Origin of the sequence: Acutalibacter sp. JLR.KK004 (genome assembly GCF_036941085.1) — a bacterium.
Lineage (GTDB): Bacteria > Bacillota > Clostridia > Oscillospirales > Acutalibacteraceae > Acutalibacter.
On the sequence record NZ_JAYMNQ010000005.1, the window covers coordinates 1 to 18,605 of the forward strand.

The following is an 18,605-nucleotide window of genomic DNA, read 5'->3' on the forward strand; positions in this document are numbered from 1 at the left end:
CGGGCATTACTGCAAAATCTGCGGTGAGTATAAATCAAACGAAAAGTTTTCGGGTAAAATATCTGAAACAATAATGAGGTAAGTTAATGAGGGATGTTAGTGGGGTAAGTTAATGGGGGATGTTCCCCATCAGTTATGAGGGCGTTCTGTCCGGCTTATGAAAATGCCAGACACCGTCTGTTAAATTGTCATGGTCCCATTACTGCGGGCTTTTGACGCTCTCCAATGAGAACAAACGCAGCTTTTATGAAAAAGACAGCAAGATATTTGGTGCATTTGTTTTTTGGTGATTTCGTGGTATAATCGTCCATAGGCAAGGAGGGAGCAAAATTGAATCACGATTTGCAGATTAACCAAAATGCGGAACAGACCTATCATTCTATCCGCAATTCGATTGTTTCCGCGCAGCACCGTTTAAGCGCGGCAATAAATTCCACTATGGTAATCACCTATTGGGAAATAGGCGAACAAATTTATAAAGCGTGTGGGGAAAATGACCGGGCCGAGTATGGAAAGAAGCTGCTGCAATATTTGTCTGAACAGCTGACTGCTGAATTTGGAAAGGGTTTTAGTGTTCAGGGATTACGCAATATGCGGCAATTTTACTGCACCTTTCCAATTCGCTCCACACTGTGGAGCGAATTGAGCTGGTCCCACTACCGGCTTTTGATGCGTGTGCCAGACGAGCAGGCAAGGACTTTCTATGCGGAAGAATGTGTAAAATCTGCGTGGAGTGTCCGGCAACTGGAACGGCAGATCAACACCATGTACTACCAACGCATTTTAGCGAGTCAGGATAAATCACTTGTAGCAAAAGAAATCCAGTCTACCGAGCCAAAACCGGAATATGAAAAAATTATCAAGGACCCCTATGTGATGGAGTTTTTGCAGATTCAGCCGGACACTCATGTGTATGAGGGCGAACTGGAGCAAGCCCTGATTGACCATCTTCAGCACTTCCTTTTAGAGCTTGGACGCGGTTTTTCATTTGTGGCGCGCCAAAAACGGTTTACACTGGATGGGCAGGACTTTTTCATCGACCTGGTTTTTTATAATTATATTCTGAAATGCTTTGTCCTCATAGATTTGAAAATGGGCAAGCTGACCCATCAGGATTTGGGCCAGATGCAGATGTATGTGAATTATTATACTCGTGAGATGATGAATGACGGTGATACGCCGCCGATTGGCATTGTCCTTTGCGCGGACAAAGGAGATTCCATTGTAAAATATACGCTGCCGGAAGATAACCGCCAGATATTCGCGTCGAAGTATTTTACTTATTTGCCATCCGAAGAAGAACTGAAACGGGAGCTGAACCTGGACAGCTTTTATAAGATGGAAGAATAAATATGGGAGCCAGTAATAAAGTCTGCCCCGTCTGCGGCAGGAAAATGAAACAGCAGTTTATCGGCTTACAGCATTGTAAATGCGGGATGAGCTGGAAAAAGGACATCGGGTTTTTTGAGCGCACCAGCAATATGGTCTTTGCGTTAGAGCGCCGGACTATTGGAAAAAAGGTCAGACAAATTCCGATCATCCGATATAAAAATGATGAATAAAAAGAAACAAGCGGTCTGCGTATGCAGACCGTTTTGTTATGAAGGGAGGATTCCATCATGGCAACCACACGCATCATGCCGCTGCACACCGGCAAAGGCCGCACCGAAAGCCAGGCGGTCAGTGACATTATCGACTATGTAGCCAACCCACAAAAGACAGACAACGGCAGGCTCGTCACCGGCTTTGCGTGTGACAGCCGAGTAGCCGACGCCGAGTTTCTGCTGGCAAAACGTGAGTACATTTCCACCACTGGACGGGTACGGGGCGCGGACGATGTGCTGGCCTACCATGTCCGGCAGTCCTTTGTCCCCGGTGAGATCACCCCGGAAGAAGCCAACCGGCTGGGCGTGGAGTTTGCAAAGCGGTTCACCAAGGGAAATCACGCCTTTGTGGTCTGCACCCATATCGACAAATCCCATATCCATAACCACATCATCTGGAACGCAGTCAATGTGAACTGTGACCGGAAATTCCGAAACTTCTGGGGCAGCACCCGCGCGGTCCGGCGGCTGAATGATACCATCTGCGTTGAGAATGGCTATTCCATTGTAGAGGACCCAAAACCGCATGGAAAAAGCTACAACAAATGGCTGGGGGATCAGGCGAAGCCCTCTCACCGGGAACAGCTCCGCGTGATGATTGACCAGGCATTAGAACAGAAACCGGCAGACTTTGACGGACTGTTAAGATTGTTTGCTTCTGTGTTGGGAGAATCTGTCGGGCATTACATCAACCGGCGCAGGTTGTACCGGGCATCGGAGAAATTGATTTATTCCGGCCAACGGATTATTGATATTGCTTTTGACAGCGGCTTTGAATCGCCTGAAGGATTTAGCAGGGCGTTTAAGGCTGCCTTTGGAGTGAGTCCGGTGGATTATCGTAAAGCAGGTATAGATTCAGTATTAACCGCAAAGAAAGAACTGTATCCTGAAGATGTGGCTCATATTGCGAATAATATTTCACATTCACCTGAGATTCTCTCTCTGGAGGCGATGAAGATTGCGGGTCTCCGGGGAAAGACCACCCTTTCCGATAATCAGCTTCCGGGATTGTGGAATCAGTTTATCAAACTTCACAAGGAACTTTTAACATCATCAGGTTTGGGGATCAGCGTTTGCGAAACCCAGCAAACGACCTATACGAAAAATGGAGATGTCTCTTTTTCGGTATTGATTGGCTGTCCGGTGGATTCTTTTGAATTACTGCCCCAGACGATGGCTTTCAAAACACTGAATGCAGGAAGATACGCTGTTTTCACACATAGAGGTGCTTTGACAAATTTGCTGAAAACATATCAGTACATCTATGGAACATGGTTGCAATCTACGAAAGAGGAACTGGATGATAGGGAGGATTTTGAAATATATGAGCATGACGTGCTGTCAATGGATGATCTAAATAGCGAAGTAAAAATATTGATTCCTATCAAATAGTATCAAGAGAAGAGGTAGTGTCAAGGATTTTTCGCAAAATGGTTTGCAGGCCCTGGCATGAGAGAAGTCAGCCAGCAATGGAGGCGTCCTCAAGGGCAGCCTCCAGGTGCTTCATGTTCATGTACTTCTTGTTGCCCCACTGGGTGCCGGCCACATGGCGCAGACCAGCATGAGGGCGGAGTTGCCGTCTGGGAAACTGCCCACTACACGAGTGCGGCGGCGGATCTCCCGGTTGAGCCGTTCAATGACGTTATTGGTACGGATGCGAGTCCAGTGTTCGCTGGGAAAATCGCAGTAAGTCAGCGTTTCCTCAATGCCATCCTCCACCTTCTTGGCGGCCTCTTTCAACTTCATAGAGCGCAGTTGCTCCACCACGGCTTTGGCTTTCTCCCGGGCAGCTTTCTTGCTCTCCTGAGCATGGATTGCTTTGAGCATCTTTGCCACCAGCTTCACCTTGGAGCGAGGCGTTACGGAGAACACATTGCGGTAGAAGTGCACAGTACACCGCTGGTACTTGGCCTCTGGGAATACTTCTCCCACAGCTTCCAGCATACCAAGGCATTTGTCTCCAACCACCAGTTTAACCCCGTCCAGGCCGCGGCCGCGCAGCCACTGGAAGAAGCTGACCCAGCTGGACTTGTCCTCTTTCATCCCCTCGGCGGCACCAAGAACCTCACGGTATCCGTCCTCATTCACTGCAATCGCCACCAGAATGGCCACATTTTCAAACTCTCCGCCCCAATTTCGGCGCAGGTAGATCCCATCCACATAGACATACGGATAGCGCCCGCCTTGCAGAGGGCAGTTCCGCCAGTCTTCAATGTGGACATACGCTTTCTTGTTCAGCTCACTGATGGTGGCCGGAGACACCTTGCTGCCCCACAGAGCCTCAGTAATATCCTCCACACGTCGGACGGATACGCCTGCCAGGTACATCTCAATGAGAGCTTCTTCTACACTGCTCTCCCGGCGGCGATACCGCTCAATGATGGCGGTCTCAAAGGAGATCCCCTTGAGCTTGGGCACCTTCAGGGTAACGTCCCCGGATGTAGTGGTGAGATTCCGGTTGTAGTGGCCGCTCCGGTACCCCTGGCGCTGCTCATTACGCTCGTACCGGGCAGCCTGGGTCAGCTTCTCTGCCTCGGCCTCCAGCAGCTTGTTGAGTGTCTCCTCTACGCTGCCACGCACAAGTTCCTTGAGCTGCCCCTTGATTACTTCCTCATTCAGCTGTACAATCTTTTCAGGCATGGTTTGCTCGCTCCTTTCAGAATGGTGTGTCGCGACTTCATTCTACCAGAGGGCTGCAAACCATGTCTTCTTTTGTTTACTTTTCAATTTGCGAAAATTATTCTACCTTATCACCTTATCAGAGAAGATTTATAATGGCTCTATCCCGGAAAAAGAATTCAAAATTTAGAACCACACAAAAAATGCGAAATTCTGCTACACAAGCAGTCTTTCGCATTTTTATGTGTTATGTGTTTTTGAGGGTGGAGTCTCAAATTATTTTTTACAATGGCCCTTTGCTTCAGTTCTCCATAAATTCATTCCATTTGAAGCTGATAAAATTCCTTTCGTTTTTACAAAGTGCATTGCGATCCCCCACTATCACAAGTGTTTCCTTTCTTTGTCCTTAAAGTATATGAACCCCGGCACCTTTCGTCAAGTATCTATATATGCTTTGCTCTAAAGTCCTTAGAAATCAAGAATTCCTTCCGCAGTGAAAATCAGCAAAAAGTATCATGAATGGGGGCAACTTCTTTGATATGCTAAAGTGCGGAAATAAATATGAGGAAACGCAAAGGAGAAGAAAATGGAAACGAACATGGAAACGAACATAACCCCAAAAATCGGAGTGTCGCTTGCCACTCAACCGATTAATGCTCTGCTTGTAAAATTTACGATCCCCTCTATCCTGTCAATGCTGGTGGATGCCTTGTATAACGTGATAGATCAGATTTTTATTGGGCAAGGCGTAGGATACTTGGGCAATGCGGCGACAACGGTAACATTTCCGCTTGTCACTGCAATTTTAGCAATCGGAACTCTGCTGGGAATTGGCGGTAGCGTCTACGCGGCAATGAGCATGGGCGCGGGAAAAAATGAAGAGGCCGAAAAAACACTGGGGACAGTGTTTACTTTGTCTGTTGTTATCGGAATTCTCTTCACAACAGTTTGCCTTAGTGTCCTGAAACCACTGGTCCTTGCTTTGGGAGCGACCGATGGCACAAGCGGGTCTTTGCCTTATGTATTAAGCTATACTCCTATTATTTTGCTTGGCGCTCCCTTCAGTATGCTGTCTATTGCCTTATCCAGTATGGCCAGGTCGGATGGAAGCCCGATCCTCGCAATGGGGGCGTTACTGACTGGCACACTTTTGAATTTGATTCTCGATCCCGTCTGTATTTTTATTTTGGATTGGGGTATTCAGGGAGCTGCAATCGCCACGCTTATCTCGCAGATGGTGCCTGCTGTGATACTTCTGGTCTTTTTCTTGAGAAGGAGCAGAATTCGTCTGAAGCGAAAAAACTTCCGTCCATCGCTTCCCATCTGTGGACAGGTAATCGCATTTGGCGTTTCTGCCAGCATGATACAGGTTGCAACTACAATTTTACAAGTCGTTCTAAATCAGACAGTAGTGCGTTTTGGCGCTACGGGAATTGGAAGTGAATCCACCCTTAGTGTAATTGGCATCGTACTTCGGATCAGCTCTGTCGTAATCTATGTCTGTGTCGGGATTGCGGTAGGAATGCAGCCTATCATCGGTTTCAACCATGGCGCTGGCCTGAATCATCGTGTGAGAGAGACCTTTCAGAAAGCTGCTTGCGCAGCAACTGTTATTTCTATCATCGGATGGCTGTGCTGCATCCTGTTCCCGACAGAAATATTGCAGATGTTTGGAATGAAGGAACCTTCCTATATGCAATTTGGAATCCGGTGTATGCGGATATTCCTGCTGGGTATGTCCGTGGCCGGTTTCCAGGTTGTATCGGCTCAGTATTATCTGGCCACAGGACAGGCGATAAAGGCAATGGTACTTTCTATCTTGCGGCCTCTGCTTTTGATGGTTCCGTTGGTTATGGCGTTTTCCCGTATTTGGGGGCTTGATGGTGTCTTGTACGCAGGCCCGGTAGCGGACTGTCTGGCGGCGCTGTTGATCGTGTTGCTACTGTGGCATGACCGGGAAAGAAAACGAAGTGAGGTGTGATAGATGGCAGATATTCTTGTGCAGGGCCTGACCCAGAATAATTTGAAGCATATCAGTTTTTGTATCCCGAAAGAGAAGATCACTGTGTTCACCGGGCTGTCCGGTTCTGGAAAATCAAGCATCGTTTTTGATACGATTGCCGCCGAATCACAGCGGCAGATGAATGCGACCTACCCTCCCTTTGTGCGGCAGAGACTTCCAAAGTATCCGAAGCCCGCTGTGGAGAGCATCGAAAATCTGACACCTTCCGTGATCGTGGATCAATCCTCTCTGGGCGGGAATGCCCGCTCCACGGTGGGAACGGCCAGCGGTTTGTATGCCAGCCTTCGGTTGTTATTTTCCAGGATAGGGCAGCCGTTTGTAGGAACAGCATCCTACTTTTCTTTCAACGACCCCAATGGAATGTGTAAAACCTGCTCCGGTATTGGAAAAGTCACAAAAGTAGATGTAGACGCGCTCATTGACCCAGAGAAATCGTGGAATCAGGGCTGCGTAAAGGATTCTCTTTACCGTCCTGGAACCTGGTATTGGCGGCAGTATGCCGAGTCCGGCCTGTTTGATTTAGACAAGCCGGTGAAATTGTACTCTGCGGAAGAATACAATCTTCTTCTCTACGGTTCCCGCAGCGGCGAGGGCGTGGAGGAGAACCCAAAGGTTCCCGGCCTTTACCACAAATATACAAAAGCCCTTCTGACACGGGACATCAGCGGTAAAAGCCAGCATACGCAGGAAAAACTACGTCATTTGATTCGGGAGGAAGACTGCCCTGACTGTCACGGAGAGCGGCTAAATCAGGCAGTCCTGAACTGTAAAATACAAGGTTATTCGATTGCCCAGATGTGTGAGATGGAGCTTACTCAGCTTCGGGAAATCCTCCTTACCATTACAGAGCCAAAGGTGGCTCTGCTAGTGAGAACATTGACGGAAGGGTTGGAACGTCTCATTGAAATCGGCTTGCCCTACCTGAGCCTCAATCGTGAAACCTCAACTCTCTCCGGAGGAGAAGCCCAGCGCCTCAAACTGGTTCGATATATGGGAAGCAGTCTGACCGGAATGACCTACATTTTTGACGAGCCGAGCGCCGGTATGCACCCACGCGATGTCTACCGTATGAACCGTCTACTCCGTCAATTACGGGACAAAGGAAACACAGTCCTGGTGGTGGAACACGATAGAGATGTAATCTCTATCGCCGACCATGTAATTGATGTTGGTCCACGGGCGGGGCAAGAGGGCGGAGAGATTGTGTTTTCAGGCAGCTATGAGGAACTTCTTAACGCCGATACACTTACAGGGCGAGCCATGCGGACTGTTCTGCCCATTAAGGAAACACCCCGCCGCGCAACGAGTACACTTCCGATTCGCAACGCTTGCCTTCACAATCTGAAGCACGTGGATGTGGATATTCCGCTGGGAATTATGACGGTTGTCACTGGCGTGGCCGGGTCCGGAAAGAGTACGTTGGTCGCTCAGGTGTTCGCAAAAATATATGGGGATCAAGTTGTGATGGTAGATCAGGGGCCAATCACAGCAACAAATCGCTCCACACCCGCTTCCTACCTGGGATTTTTTGATAAAATCCGAAAACTGCTGGCGAAGGAAAACGGAAAGCCGGACACCCTGTTCAGCTTCAACTCCGATGGTGCCTGCCCGGTTTGTGGCGGAAAAGGCGTGATTGTAACGGAATTGGCTTTTATGGACCCCATCGTGACAGAATGCGAAGCCTGCGGCGGTGTCCGTTATAATCAGGAGGCTCTTGTATGCACCTACAAGGGGAAAAATATTGTAGAACTTTTGAACCTGACAGCATCGCAAGCACTCAATCTATTCGACAGCCCAAAAATAAAAAAGCACTTGCGGGTGATGCAGCAGGTGGGACTTGGCTACCTTACCTTGGGCCAGCCGCTCAGCACACTGTCAGGAGGTGAACGGCAAAGGCTCAAGCTGGCAAAGAACTTGGACAAGAAAGGCAGCATTTTTATTATGGATGAACCGACAACGGGCCTGCATATGTCGGACATTGAAAATCTTCTTATGCTTTTTGATGCTATCGTTTCCAGAGGGAATACCTTGGTTGTGATAGAACACAACCTTGATGTCATGAAACAGGCAGACTGGATCATCGACATTGGCCCGGACGGCGGAAAAAACGGCGGCGAGGTTGTGTTCACTGGAACACCTATGGAGATGATACAAAGTGCAAAAACATTGACAGCTGACAGTCTGCGCTCGTCATGCACTATATCAGGTAGCCTATAAAAAGAGTCAAAAAAGTAAAAAACTAAAATCTGTTATATATTTTAATTGGCCTGCCCCATTGACGGGGAAAGAAAAAAACCGTTGCAGGGCAGGTTGATTTTGTGCGCTCTCTAAATATTCCAGCGGCGGTTTTGAGTAGTGAACCGCCTTTTTTGTTCACAGAGGTGATGCCGGAATTGGCGGTTTATAGGAGGATGCCGCCATGCCAATCTTCGCTATTTACACTGTTCATGAGTTATATCATCTAAAAAAAGCCTTGTCCCTCCTCCGGGATATTGCGACAATGCATCGGCATTATCGTTCTATCTAAATCAGCAGAATAATAGGGCTTTTTGTTGCGCCAGTTTTCCGTTGTGGAAGACTGGCGTTTTTCTTTGTTGTTTTGGGGAGTGCAGCATCAAATTCCCTCGCTGCCGATCTCCGCCTCCATTCGATTCACCCGTCAACCGCCCGTGAATCGAAATGGAGGTACATAATGCAGAATATCAATCTTCGGGAGTTGTATCCCGATGTTTATAAAACTGATCTTTTTGTAGAAGTAACAGGAGAAGTGTTGGAGACTATCCGCGCCTCTGAACGTGCAGATGCCGCCTATGACCGGAGGATGTACCGCTATAAAGCGCAGTATTCTCTGGACTGTGAGAATGGCATTGAAAATGCAGTCCTACATAAGCCGCAGTCACCGGAACAGCTTTTGGAGGAAAAGCAGCTGCAAGAACAGCTTTATTCCGCTGTGATGGCCCTGCCAGAAAAGCAGGCAAAGCGGATTTATGCCCGCTATTACATGGGAATGGCGATAAGTGAAATTGCCGCAGCGGAAGGTGTGGACCCAAGCCGTGTCCGTGACAGTATCCGGCGTGGGCTGAAGAACTTAGCAAAATATTTTTGATAAAGTTTCGTTTGATGCGCCCGTTTTTTTATTCTTTTTGTCAGTGTTAGTAAGAAGGACAAGTTTATCCACCCTTCATCGGTACATTGACAACTGAATATACGGCATTACCGGTACATAACCTGCACACGAGCGAACAGGGACCGCCGCCATGACGAAGCAGCTTCAGGAGGTGATGGACAAGCTGCTCCCAGCGATAAACGGACTTTCTGAACCTGGACTGGCACTCCGGGCGCGACAACTGTGTGGGGGCTTAAAGATACTTCCTCACGGCCCGCCATAGACTTGGGGGGAACCCTGCGGCACACGTTTAGAACGATGCTGCGGAGTTATGACAGCCGCGCCAGCGGAGACCGGTAATGTTCCCATCGTCAGGGAGGCGTGGCAAATATGACGAAAAATGAACATTACAAATAGGGAAAGAATACTGAGCTTTTCCATAGACTATATTCCCTCCAATCTGTCAAGGTTATCATCGTGCTTTCAAAATCACATGAATACGCTGGCAGCCGAAACTGCCAGCGCATGGTATCTGATCTTGAAGGGAACACTCTACTCTGTTTTCTTTATCAAGACGCTCATTACACGAAAAGAAGCTGCTGAAATCTTAGGAATCAGCATAGCAACGCTGGATGCCGCCCGTAACAACGGATTGATCTCTTATGTGCAGTATGTTCAGAATGGCTGTGTGTATTTTACTGCGGCAGGTCTCCAGGAGTATATCGCAAAATGCACGCACAGAGCAAAACCAGTTGAGAGAAGCGTAACTTACCGTAAACCTCGAAGCGGAAGATCGTGAGCCGGTCCGTATCCTTGATGGAATCAGAGAGGTCTGATAAAACAAAGGTACAGCGCTGGAGATTATTCTTAGGAGGTGGAGGAATTGGCAAATAGAAAAATAATACTTCCTCAATATGGCACAGTCATGAAAAGAGGTGTCCTATATTATAGGACCAGAATCAAAGATGCGAATGGTAAGCTCGTAGCTATCTACGCAAAAACACCTGAAGAACTATATAACAAAGAAACGCTTGCGTTGGAACAGATTGAGAATGCTACTTTTCATCGGAAAACGCCCACAGTTGCAGAGTATTGTGAAAAGTGGCTTCTGATGCAGTCGGTTCATGTACGAGCCACTACCTTGACGGATTACACATCAAAGGTCAGGCGGCATATTATAGCGGAATTGGGAGATAAACGGATGGGAGAGGTTAGCCTGGATGATATTCAGCTTGCCCTTGTTCCGGTTTCCAAGAAATCCGCATCGGTTTATAAATCTGTGGTAATTCTCTATAAGTCTATCTTTCGCGCAGCGATGGAAAGCAGGATTATTGACCACAACCCAACGATTTATCTGACAACAAAAGGTGGCGGTGTTCCACAAGAGGATCGTCAGGCTTTGACAGATGAACAGGTGGAGTGCCTTTTGGATGCTATCCGAGATTTACCGCCTTATGTCTTTGTCATGATTGGTTTATATGCAGGGCTACGCCGGGAAGAAATTCTTGCTCTGCAATGGGATTCAGTATATCTGGATACAGATACTCCATATCTGACGGTAAGACGGGCATGGCACACCGAACATAACAGACCGGTGATTTCGGATGAATTGAAAACCAAGGCTGCGGAGAGAAATATCCCCCTTCCTGTTTGCTTGGCTGAGTGTTTGAAAGCAGCAAAGGAAACTTCGACTTCGGAGTATGTGGTTTCAAACCGGGATGGCGAACCGCTGTCCTACACGCAGTTTAAGCGACTTTGGCAGTATATTGTTACGAGGACGGTCAAGGAGCGGAGCTATTATCGGTATGAAGATGGAAAAAGAGTAAAGCATACTGTCACACCTGTCTTGGGAGAAAAGGCTGCTCATAACGGAAAAGTGGTTTACAGTCTGGACTTTGAAGTAACACCCCATCAGCTGCGGCATACTTACATTACCAATCTCATTCATGCATCGGTAGATCCCAAAACGGTTCAATACCTGGCAGGCCATGAAAGCAGCAAGATTACCATGGACATTTATGCAAAGGTTAAGTACAACAGACCAGATGAGCTGGTCAGATCAATGAACTGTGCGTTTGCAAGCTGGGATGCAGCACAGTAATAACAAATAGGAAATGAAGCAGGAGCGAGGCAAGGATGTCTCGCTCTTTGTTTTACCTCAGCCGTATCTTTGATTAAATCGAGGCTTTCTGATAAAAAGAGAGTGTAGATACGGAGACTACACATTATCAAGAAAGGACGATCAAAGATGGCAAAAAAGAAAACACAGATCCCGAAGTACGGGACCATTACATTGAAAGGAATCCAGTATTACAGAACCAGGATTACGGATGCAGATGGCAAAGAGTTGAGTTTGTATGCCGCAACTTGTGAAGAATTGTATGAGAAGCAGTTAGAGGCCCGGAAGCAGGTGGAAGAAATTATCTTTCACCGGCAGCACCCGACAGTAGCCGAGTATGGAGAGAAGTGGCTGCTGATGCAGTCGGCAAAGGTGTCTGCGTCTACACTCAGAGGTTATACGAGGGATATGACAAACTATATCATAAAACCTCTGGGAGAGATGTATATGGAAGAAGTGACCGCTGACGATATTCGGCTGGCGCTTGTTCCATTGTCAAAGAAATCGGAAGGCTTATACAATAAGGTCAATATGCTACTCAAGTGCATTTTTTATGCGGCAGAGAGAAACCAAATTCTTGAACACAATCCCTGTGCGGGAATATCCGGTAAAGGCGGAAAACCGACAAAAAAGAAGGAGGCATTGACAGATCAGCAGGTAGCCGTGCTTCTGGATACAGTCAAGGGACTTCCTCCATATTTGTTTATTATGCTCGGTTTGTATTCCGGTCTGCGTCGGGAAGAAATTCTTGCACTGCAATGGGATTGTGTATTTCTGGACGAGGATACACCTTATCTATCGGTGAGGCGGGCATGGCGTACAGAGCATAACAGACCCGTGATTTCTACGGTGCTAAAGACTCCGGCGGCAAAAAGGGATATTCCGATACCGAAGTGTTTGGTGGATTGTCTGAGAGAAACGAAAGAAAATTCCATATCAGATTATGTGATTGCTGACAGCAAAGGGGAGCCGCTGGCTGCTTCGCAGTTTCAAAGAGTGTGGCAGTATGTTGTTGTCCGCTCCACTAAGCCCCGGAACTATTATAAGTATGTGAATGGGCAGAGCATCAAATACACGGTTACCCCAACGCTGGGCATGACCCAGAAAAATCAACCCAAAATCAGATATACGCTGGACTTTGATGTAACCCCGCATCAGCTGCGGCACACTTACATTACCAATCTTCTCTATGCTGGTGTTGATCCAAAGACCGTCCAATACCTTGCCGGACACGAAAACAGCAAAACAACTATGGACATCTATGCAAAAGTGAAGTACAATAAACCAGAGGAGTTGTTTGGGGTAGTAAATGGTGCGTTTCATCAGGCTATTGCTGAATGAAAAAAGGCCGTTTTTTATGGTCCGCACACCGGATAACTGAGAGGCAGAAAGCCGGAAAAGCCCGGAGTATCAAGGGAAAACAGCTCAAAAACTCGCGCAGTACGGCCTCAAAGCGGCCCGTCGCGCTCCGCAGTTCAGCAAGCGCTAAATTCATTTTGCTCTCCAAAAGGCTCCGGGTTTTCGGAGCCTTTTCCTTTATTTTATCTGGTACAGAAGAAAGAAAATGTGCGCCTGGTGTGAAAAATACGAGGAAAGGAACGATACGGTTTCTGTATCGTGCGGTAGTTTTCATGAACCGCATAGAAGTCGTGAAAGGGATTGCTGGAAAAATCATAGAAGCAACCCTGCCCAAAGACCGGCAAGCCGCCTGCATTCATCTGTACGGCGTGGCCCAGGCCTGCGCCCTGCTGGCCTTAAGGAGGGGGCAAGACGTGGAACTGGCCATAACAGCCGGCTTGCTGCATGATTTACACACATACCGTACGGGGAATCCTGCTGATCATGCCCATCAGGGGGCGGCCCTGGCCCGGGAACTGCTCTCCCCTACAGGGCTTTTCACGCCGGACGAGATAGAAAAAATCAGCGCTGCCAATTATGCCCACAGCGACAAAGCTGCCCGGCACAATCCTTTTACAGAGGTTCTCGTTGACGCAGACGTGCTCCAGCACTGCCTTTTCACCCCCACCCAGCCGCCTGCCCTACAGGAGGCAGAACGCTTTCGCCACCTGTGCGCGGAGTTGGGGGCAAGCATGTAAAGGCCTTTCCCTTGTTGAACCCCCATATATAGGTGTAAAGCTGTATGACTTCCATATAAAATGTGGTTTTCAGGAGAAAACTGGGAAATTTTTCGTTAGGTTTTGCATGTCTATGCAAACAGGGAGCCAAATACTTAAGATTGAGCGAAAAGTGTATAAGACTGTAAAAAATATGCATATACTTTTCTTGTAAAGCCAGAAAATAGCGGGGAACAGCAGGGAGATCGACATAAAAATGCATAAATCTGTTTAAAAAAGGCGAGGGTATGGGCTTGGGGCAGAGAAATTGATACAATTTGCACAGGCGGAAGTTTCCATAAGTCTGTGAAAGAGGAAGAAACCTGGAGAAACAGGGGGAATTTTTGAGTTATGTCAAGGTATGTACCATTCAAATTTGTGCGAAATTCACAAAACATGACCGGGGACATTCTTGACAGATCGTGTATTTCATACTATACTATGTACAGCGACTGCCCTGCTTGGGCAGCGAAAGGAGTATGAAACCTATGCACTGCAAACACAAAAGCAAGACCCTGCGGTACTGGCTGGTTCGCATGGCTGCGGTATGTACCCTACTTTTCCTGTTCAGTGTTTTCTCGGTAGTATCTGTTATGGCGAATACGGTTTCCGCCACTGTGCTGGATGGCGGGATTTCTTATACCTTTAATATGAAAAGCACAGATCTGGAAAGCATCCTGCATCAGGCCCGGCAGCAGGGGCTTGCTCCCTTAGGCCCTCTTGACGTGGCGGAGCGGGTGGAAAATACCACCACAGTAAATATCCGCCGGGGTGTGAAACTGCGGGTGTCGGAGGCAGGACAGGCCCATGAGTTCGTGGCTTATAAAGGCGACACAGTGCGCAAGGCCTTGGCTGAAAACAATATCCTGGTAAAAGAGGAAGATTTGGTTACGCCGGGCCGGGACATGGTGATTACAACAGATTTGGCGGTAGAGATAAAGCGGGCCTGTGAAATCACCATAACGATGGAGGGGAAAACGCAGACACTTTCCATGACAGGGGGCACTGTGGCAGATGCCCTGGAGCAGGCCGGCATTAAGCTGCGGGACAAGGATGCCTGCAACTATGGCCTGGAAGAGCCGCTCTTTGATAAAATGAATCTTCGGGTTTCCCGGCTGGTGAAAATTACTGTGACAGCGGACGGAAAGACGAAGGAATACGAGGTGCCCTCCCAGCGGGTTCAGGCGGCCCTGCGTAGCGCAGGCATCAAGCTGGGGGAAGAGGACAGGCTCAATGTGAAGCGGACAGACATGCTGCAGGACGGCATGAAAATCGTTATAGAGCGGGTACGCGTGGAAGAGGAAAATCTGGTGGAGGAACTGGATTTCACCACCCGCTATGAATACAGCGATACCCTGTTCGCCGGGGAGGAGGAAATAAAAACCCCCGGAGAAAAAGGCCAGAAGGAAACCGTTTATAAGGTTACCTATGTCGAAGGCGTGGAGGAAAGCCGGGAAGTGGTTTCCGAAACTGTTACAAAGGAACCTGTGGAAGAAATCATCCTGACCGGCACCAGGCAGCAGGTGAATCTTTCCGGCGGCACAAGCGCTGGCAGTACAGGCACAGGAGGCGCCGGCACCTTTGTGGACAGCATGGGCAACACAGTTTCTTACTCCAACAGGATGGTAGGCGAGTGTACGGCCTATTCCATACCCGGCGGCACCACCTCCATCGGGATGAAAGCGGAGTATGGCGTTATCGCGGTAAACCCCAGCGTCATTCCCTATGGCACCCGGATGTATGTAACCTCTGCGGACGGCAGCGTGGTATACGGATACGGCGTGGCGGCTGACACGGGCGGGGCGCTGCTGGACGGCACGGTGCTTGCGGATCTCTGCTATAACACCTTGGAGGAGTGCAGCTATATTGGCAGGCGGGACATGGTGATTTACATTTTGGATTAAAAAGACAGGGCGGGAGGCTGTGAGGCTTCCCGCTTTTTGCCTGGCAGGACAGCCTTATATGAATCGTGCAATAGAATTTGAGGAAAATGCCGCCCTGCCCTCTCTTGTAATTTTCCCCATAAACGGCTATAATAAGAAAAGCGAAGAAAGGGGGAGCGGCGGGTATGCAGTACTTTTACGCATTTTTATGGTTTGCTGTCGGCTTGATTTTGCTTTTCTCCATGACAAAAGAGAGTAGGATTTTCTATTTTGCCGGCGGCTTCTTTCTGTTTCTGGGGGCCTGGTGGCTGGCAGACGCCCTGATGCCAGAGATGAAGCTGTTTGAAGGCGGCTGGGGGATTGCCCTGCGGTGTGTCACAGGAGGTGCGCTGCTGATTTTGGCGGCTGCCTTTGTGCGGGAATACAGGCAGAAAAGGCGGGAAGCCGTAACCGGGAAGGAAAAAAAGCCGGATAAGTAGGGAATCCATCGCTTGGAGAATAAAGAGCGGCTCATAAAACGGCTGGTATTTTGTTTTCATAAAGCGGCGTGACATTATAGGACATGGACGGACAAAAAAAGAGGAAGGCGGAGAGTAGCTTTGGAAGCAATGATGGTGATTATGGGAAAGGTCGCGGTGATTTTAATCCTCATCGCAGTGGGATATGCGGTGACAAAATGCGGCTGGTTTACGGAGCGGGGCGCGGCAGAGGTAACCTCGCTGCTGATTAAGATTGTCACTCCCTGCCTGATAGTCAACTCCTTCTTAGGGGATACCGGCACGCTGCAGGTTTCGGAAATGCTGCTGGCTGTGGTGGTTTCGGCTGTGGCTATAGCGCTGTCCCTGGTTATCAGCCTGATAACCTTCCGGAACGAACCGCCAGAGCGCAAAAAGGTGCTGCGCTTTGCCGTCATTTTCAGCAATGCAGGCTTCATGGGCATTCCCCTGGTGGAGAGCATTGTAGGCGGCAAGGGGGTTATTTACGGCTCCTTCTTCATCGTCGTGTTTAATGTAATTTGCTGGACATATGGCTACAACATGATGAGTGGCGGGGCAAAGATGAACCTTCGCACAGTGCTGCTGAACCCGGGGATGATTGGCCTGCTTTTCGGCCTGCCCATTTACTTTTTCAAGCTTCAGCTTCCCGCGCTGCTCACCGAGCCGGTAGGCTTCCTGTCAAACCTCAATACCCCCTTGGCTATGCTGGTCATTGGCAGCTACATAGCCCGGGTGGATCTCCACTCCTTTATTTCCGATCTGGCAGTGTACAAAATGGCGGCCCTCCGCCTGGTGGCGGCCCCGGCGGCGTATCTGGCGGTGCTGCTGCTTATCCGACCGGAGCCGGATCTGCTGGTGAGCAGCGTGATACAGGCGGCGGCTCCGGTGGCGGCGAACACAGTGCTTTTCGCGGTGGAATACCACCAGGACTCAGAGCTTGCCTCTAAGACAGTGGCGGTTTCCACAGTGCTTTCCATTATCACCATCCCCATCTTTACCATCCTGGCCCAGCTTGCCTGCCAGTTCCTTTTCTAGGGCAAGATCGCGGGGCGCTGGTCTCGCCTGCCGGCTCGGTCGGTTCGCAGCTTGTCTGCCACTGGCAGACGCTCACCCCAATCCCCGCAAGCCTTTTTGGGAAAAGGCTTGACCGAAAAACTAATTTTTGGGGCGAAAATATTTAAAGAAAGGAATGATACGGGCACAAAAAGGCGAATGGCTTGTTCCTTTTTGTGCGGATCCTGTATCGCGTGGCGATTTTATGCAGATAGCGCCATCACTTTTAGCGGCGGATTTTTCCGCCTTAGGCCGGGAGGTTGCCCGGGTGGGAACAGCGGACATGCTCCATATTGACGTGATGGACGGGGTGTTCGTGCCCAACATCAGCATGGGGCCTGCGGTTATTGCTGCCCTGCGGGATAAAACCTCCCTGTTTTTCGACGTGCATTTAATGGTTCAGAACCCCTTGCCTTATATCGGTGTGTTCCGCAGGGCCGGGGCAGACGGCATCACCTTCCACGCGGAGTGCGGAGACAACCCGGAAGCCTTGGTGGAGGCCATTCTGGCAAGCGGCGCGAAGGCCGGCGTGGCGTTAAAGCCCGGGACTGGCGCAGAGGCCATCGGGGCCTGGGGAGAGAAGCTCTCCCTGGTGACAGTGATGACTGTGGAGCCGGGCTTCGGCGGGCAGAAGCTGATGGAAGGGCCGCTGGATAAAATCCGGGAAATAAAAAAGCGGTTCCCAGTGGTTTCTGTGCAGGTGGACGGCGGGGTGAACCGGGACACAGCAGCCCTGGTGGCCCGGGCCGGGGCGGACAATATCGTGGCAGGCACAGCCGTATTTCAAAGCCAGGATCCCGCTGGGGAAATTGCGTGGCTGCGGGGTGTGTAAAGGCAGAAAGCTTTCGGAAGAAGTTTCCAGAAAATTTGTTTTCCGCAAAGTTTGGTAGATCCTATATATATGTATACGAAATGTGGGAGCAGGTGAACAGGCACTTTTGAAGCGGCGCAGCCGTATAATAGAAGAAAAAACAAAGAGAGGTGCTGCCCTTGCGACTGAAAACCCCTGCGCAGCCCCTTGTTTTTTGCTTCTCAGACGCCTCCTCCCTGTGCGCCGCTGTGCAGGCTCTTTACCGCCTGCGCCCCGCCCTCACCGCCGGGCTTTCCCTCAGCGGCGGCCGCTACTATCTCGCGGTGCAGGCCCCCCTGAGGGACAGACAAGTGGTCCGCCGGGTGGCTCCCGGCTGCTGTATCGGCTCAGCCCCCGTCCTGTATGCTTACCGCCGCGAACATGGCGCCGAACTGAGTAAAAACGCCATTCACGAGCTGGGACGGCCTTTGGCAAACTGATTTTCCGCCTTTTTCCGCTGGTTATGAAAAAAATTTTTTCCAAAAATCTGTCACTTTTTTCTCTTTTTTTGCCAATTCGCTTCCTTTTGCGCTGGGCAAAATCCCCAAAGTTGCCGCACTCTGTCAAGTGAAATCATGGCAATTCATCCAATAGCTAGTGGCTTTTTGCCCTGCTCACACGGCAAAAATGGCTCTAGACCGCCTAAAACCCTAGTTTTCCACATTTGCTCCCGGTTATGTGAATTCGTCAAAAAAGTTTAAAAAAAGGCTTGCATTTTTCCATGACAAAGGTTAATA

The 18,605-nt window shown here is 49.3% G+C and carries 12 protein-coding genes and 3 pseudogenes; 14 read left to right on the forward strand and 1 reads right to left on the reverse strand.

Annotation, left to right across the window (positions count from 1 at the left end; genetic code table 11):
• Positions 1-330 precede the first annotated feature (330 nt).
• From VSQ30_RS20390 to VSQ30_RS20400, 3 genes and pseudogenes are all read left to right on the forward strand, one after another.
• On the forward strand, positions 331-1,350 hold the full coding sequence (locus VSQ30_RS20390) for a PDDEXK nuclease domain-containing protein (protein WP_160644764.1): 1,020 nt from the start codon (positions 331-333) through the stop codon (positions 1,348-1,350).
• A gap of 269 nt (positions 1,351-1,619) precedes the next feature.
• Positions 1,620-2,315, forward strand: a pseudogene (locus tag VSQ30_RS20395) (relaxase/mobilization nuclease domain-containing protein); the annotation flags it as partial.
• Positions 2,304-2,996, forward strand: a pseudogene (locus tag VSQ30_RS20400) (AraC family transcriptional regulator); the annotation flags it as partial. The pseudogenes VSQ30_RS20395 and VSQ30_RS20400, both read left to right, overlap by 12 nt.
• A 67-nt stretch (positions 2,997-3,063) precedes the next feature.
• Here the strand turns inward: VSQ30_RS20400 and VSQ30_RS20405 are convergent.
• Positions 3,064-4,244: pseudogene (locus VSQ30_RS20405) on the reverse strand (IS256 family transposase).
• 565 nt (positions 4,245-4,809) lie between these two features.
• Between VSQ30_RS20405 and VSQ30_RS20410 the strand changes: the two are divergent.
• The 11 genes from VSQ30_RS20410 to VSQ30_RS20465 all read left to right on the forward strand — a co-directional run bounded on the left by VSQ30_RS20410 (position 4,810) and on the right by VSQ30_RS20465 (position 18,308).
• On the forward strand, positions 4,810-6,204 hold the full coding sequence (locus tag VSQ30_RS20410; RefSeq protein WP_257591555.1) for an MATE family efflux transporter: 1,395 nt from the start codon (positions 4,810-4,812) through the stop codon (positions 6,202-6,204).
• A gap of 3 nt (positions 6,205-6,207) precedes the next feature.
• On the forward strand, positions 6,208-8,463 hold the full coding sequence (locus VSQ30_RS20415; RefSeq protein WP_334467099.1) for an ATP-binding cassette domain-containing protein: 2,256 nt from the start codon (positions 6,208-6,210) through the stop codon (positions 8,461-8,463).
• A gap of 475 nt (positions 8,464-8,938) precedes the next feature.
• Complete coding sequence (locus VSQ30_RS20420; RefSeq protein ID WP_257591553.1) at positions 8,939-9,352, forward strand: sigma factor-like helix-turn-helix DNA-binding protein; 414 nt, start codon at positions 8,939-8,941, stop codon at positions 9,350-9,352.
• Positions 9,353-10,235: 883 nt separating this feature from the next.
• Entirely contained in the window at positions 10,236-11,453 is a 1,218-nt protein-coding gene (locus tag VSQ30_RS20430) for a tyrosine-type recombinase/integrase (protein WP_257591551.1), read from the forward strand.
• Positions 11,454-11,600: 147 nt separating this feature from the next.
• On the forward strand, positions 11,601-12,812 hold the full coding sequence (locus tag VSQ30_RS20435) for a tyrosine-type recombinase/integrase (protein ID WP_003526283.1): 1,212 nt from the start codon (positions 11,601-11,603) through the stop codon (positions 12,810-12,812).
• A gap of 290 nt (positions 12,813-13,102) precedes the next feature.
• Positions 13,103-13,567, forward strand: a complete 465-nt coding sequence (locus VSQ30_RS20440; RefSeq protein ID WP_334467104.1) for an HD domain-containing protein — start codon at positions 13,103-13,105, stop codon at positions 13,565-13,567.
• 506 nt (positions 13,568-14,073) lie between these two features.
• Positions 14,074-15,489 (forward strand): resuscitation-promoting factor, encoded by a 1,416-nt coding sequence (locus tag VSQ30_RS20445; protein ID WP_334467106.1) that lies wholly within the window; start codon positions 14,074-14,076, stop codon positions 15,487-15,489.
• 164 nt (positions 15,490-15,653) lie between these two features.
• The gene (locus VSQ30_RS20450; protein WP_334467108.1) at positions 15,654-15,947 is read left to right on the forward strand and encodes a hypothetical protein; all 294 of its coding nucleotides are present in this window, start codon (positions 15,654-15,656) and stop codon (positions 15,945-15,947) included.
• A 129-nt stretch (positions 15,948-16,076) separates the two neighbouring features.
• Positions 16,077-17,000, forward strand: coding sequence for an AEC family transporter (locus VSQ30_RS20455; RefSeq protein WP_334467115.1), 924 nt, complete (start codon positions 16,077-16,079; stop codon positions 16,998-17,000).
• Between the two features lie 223 nt (positions 17,001-17,223).
• On the forward strand, positions 17,224-17,850 hold the full coding sequence (gene rpe, locus VSQ30_RS20460) for a ribulose-phosphate 3-epimerase (RefSeq protein WP_160644644.1): 627 nt from the start codon (positions 17,224-17,226) through the stop codon (positions 17,848-17,850).
• 158 nt (positions 17,851-18,008) lie between these two features.
• A complete protein-coding gene (locus tag VSQ30_RS20465) occupies positions 18,009-18,308 on the forward strand; it encodes a hypothetical protein (RefSeq protein WP_160644646.1) in 300 nt (99 codons plus the stop codon).
• Positions 18,309-18,605 lie beyond the last annotated feature (297 nt).

Coding starts and splice junctions, on each gene's coding strand:
- rpe (WP_160644644.1), top strand. CDS start 17,224: ATGCAGATAGCGCCATCACTTTTAGCGGCGGATTTTTCCGCCTTAGGC.
- VSQ30_RS20420 (WP_257591553.1), top strand. CDS start 8,939: ATGCAGAATATCAATCTTCGGGAGTTGTATCCCGATGTTTATAAAACT.
- VSQ30_RS20450 (WP_334467108.1), top strand. CDS start 15,654: ATGCAGTACTTTTACGCATTTTTATGGTTTGCTGTCGGCTTGATTTTG.
- VSQ30_RS20445 (WP_334467106.1), top strand. CDS start 14,074: ATGCACTGCAAACACAAAAGCAAGACCCTGCGGTACTGGCTGGTTCGC.
- VSQ30_RS20455 (WP_334467115.1), top strand. CDS start 16,077: ATGATGGTGATTATGGGAAAGGTCGCGGTGATTTTAATCCTCATCGCA.
- VSQ30_RS20440 (WP_334467104.1), top strand. CDS start 13,103: ATGAACCGCATAGAAGTCGTGAAAGGGATTGCTGGAAAAATCATAGAA.
- VSQ30_RS20435 (WP_003526283.1), top strand. CDS start 11,601: ATGGCAAAAAAGAAAACACAGATCCCGAAGTACGGGACCATTACATTG.
- VSQ30_RS20410 (WP_257591555.1), top strand. CDS start 4,810: ATGGAAACGAACATGGAAACGAACATAACCCCAAAAATCGGAGTGTCG.
- VSQ30_RS20415 (WP_334467099.1), top strand. CDS start 6,208: ATGGCAGATATTCTTGTGCAGGGCCTGACCCAGAATAATTTGAAGCAT.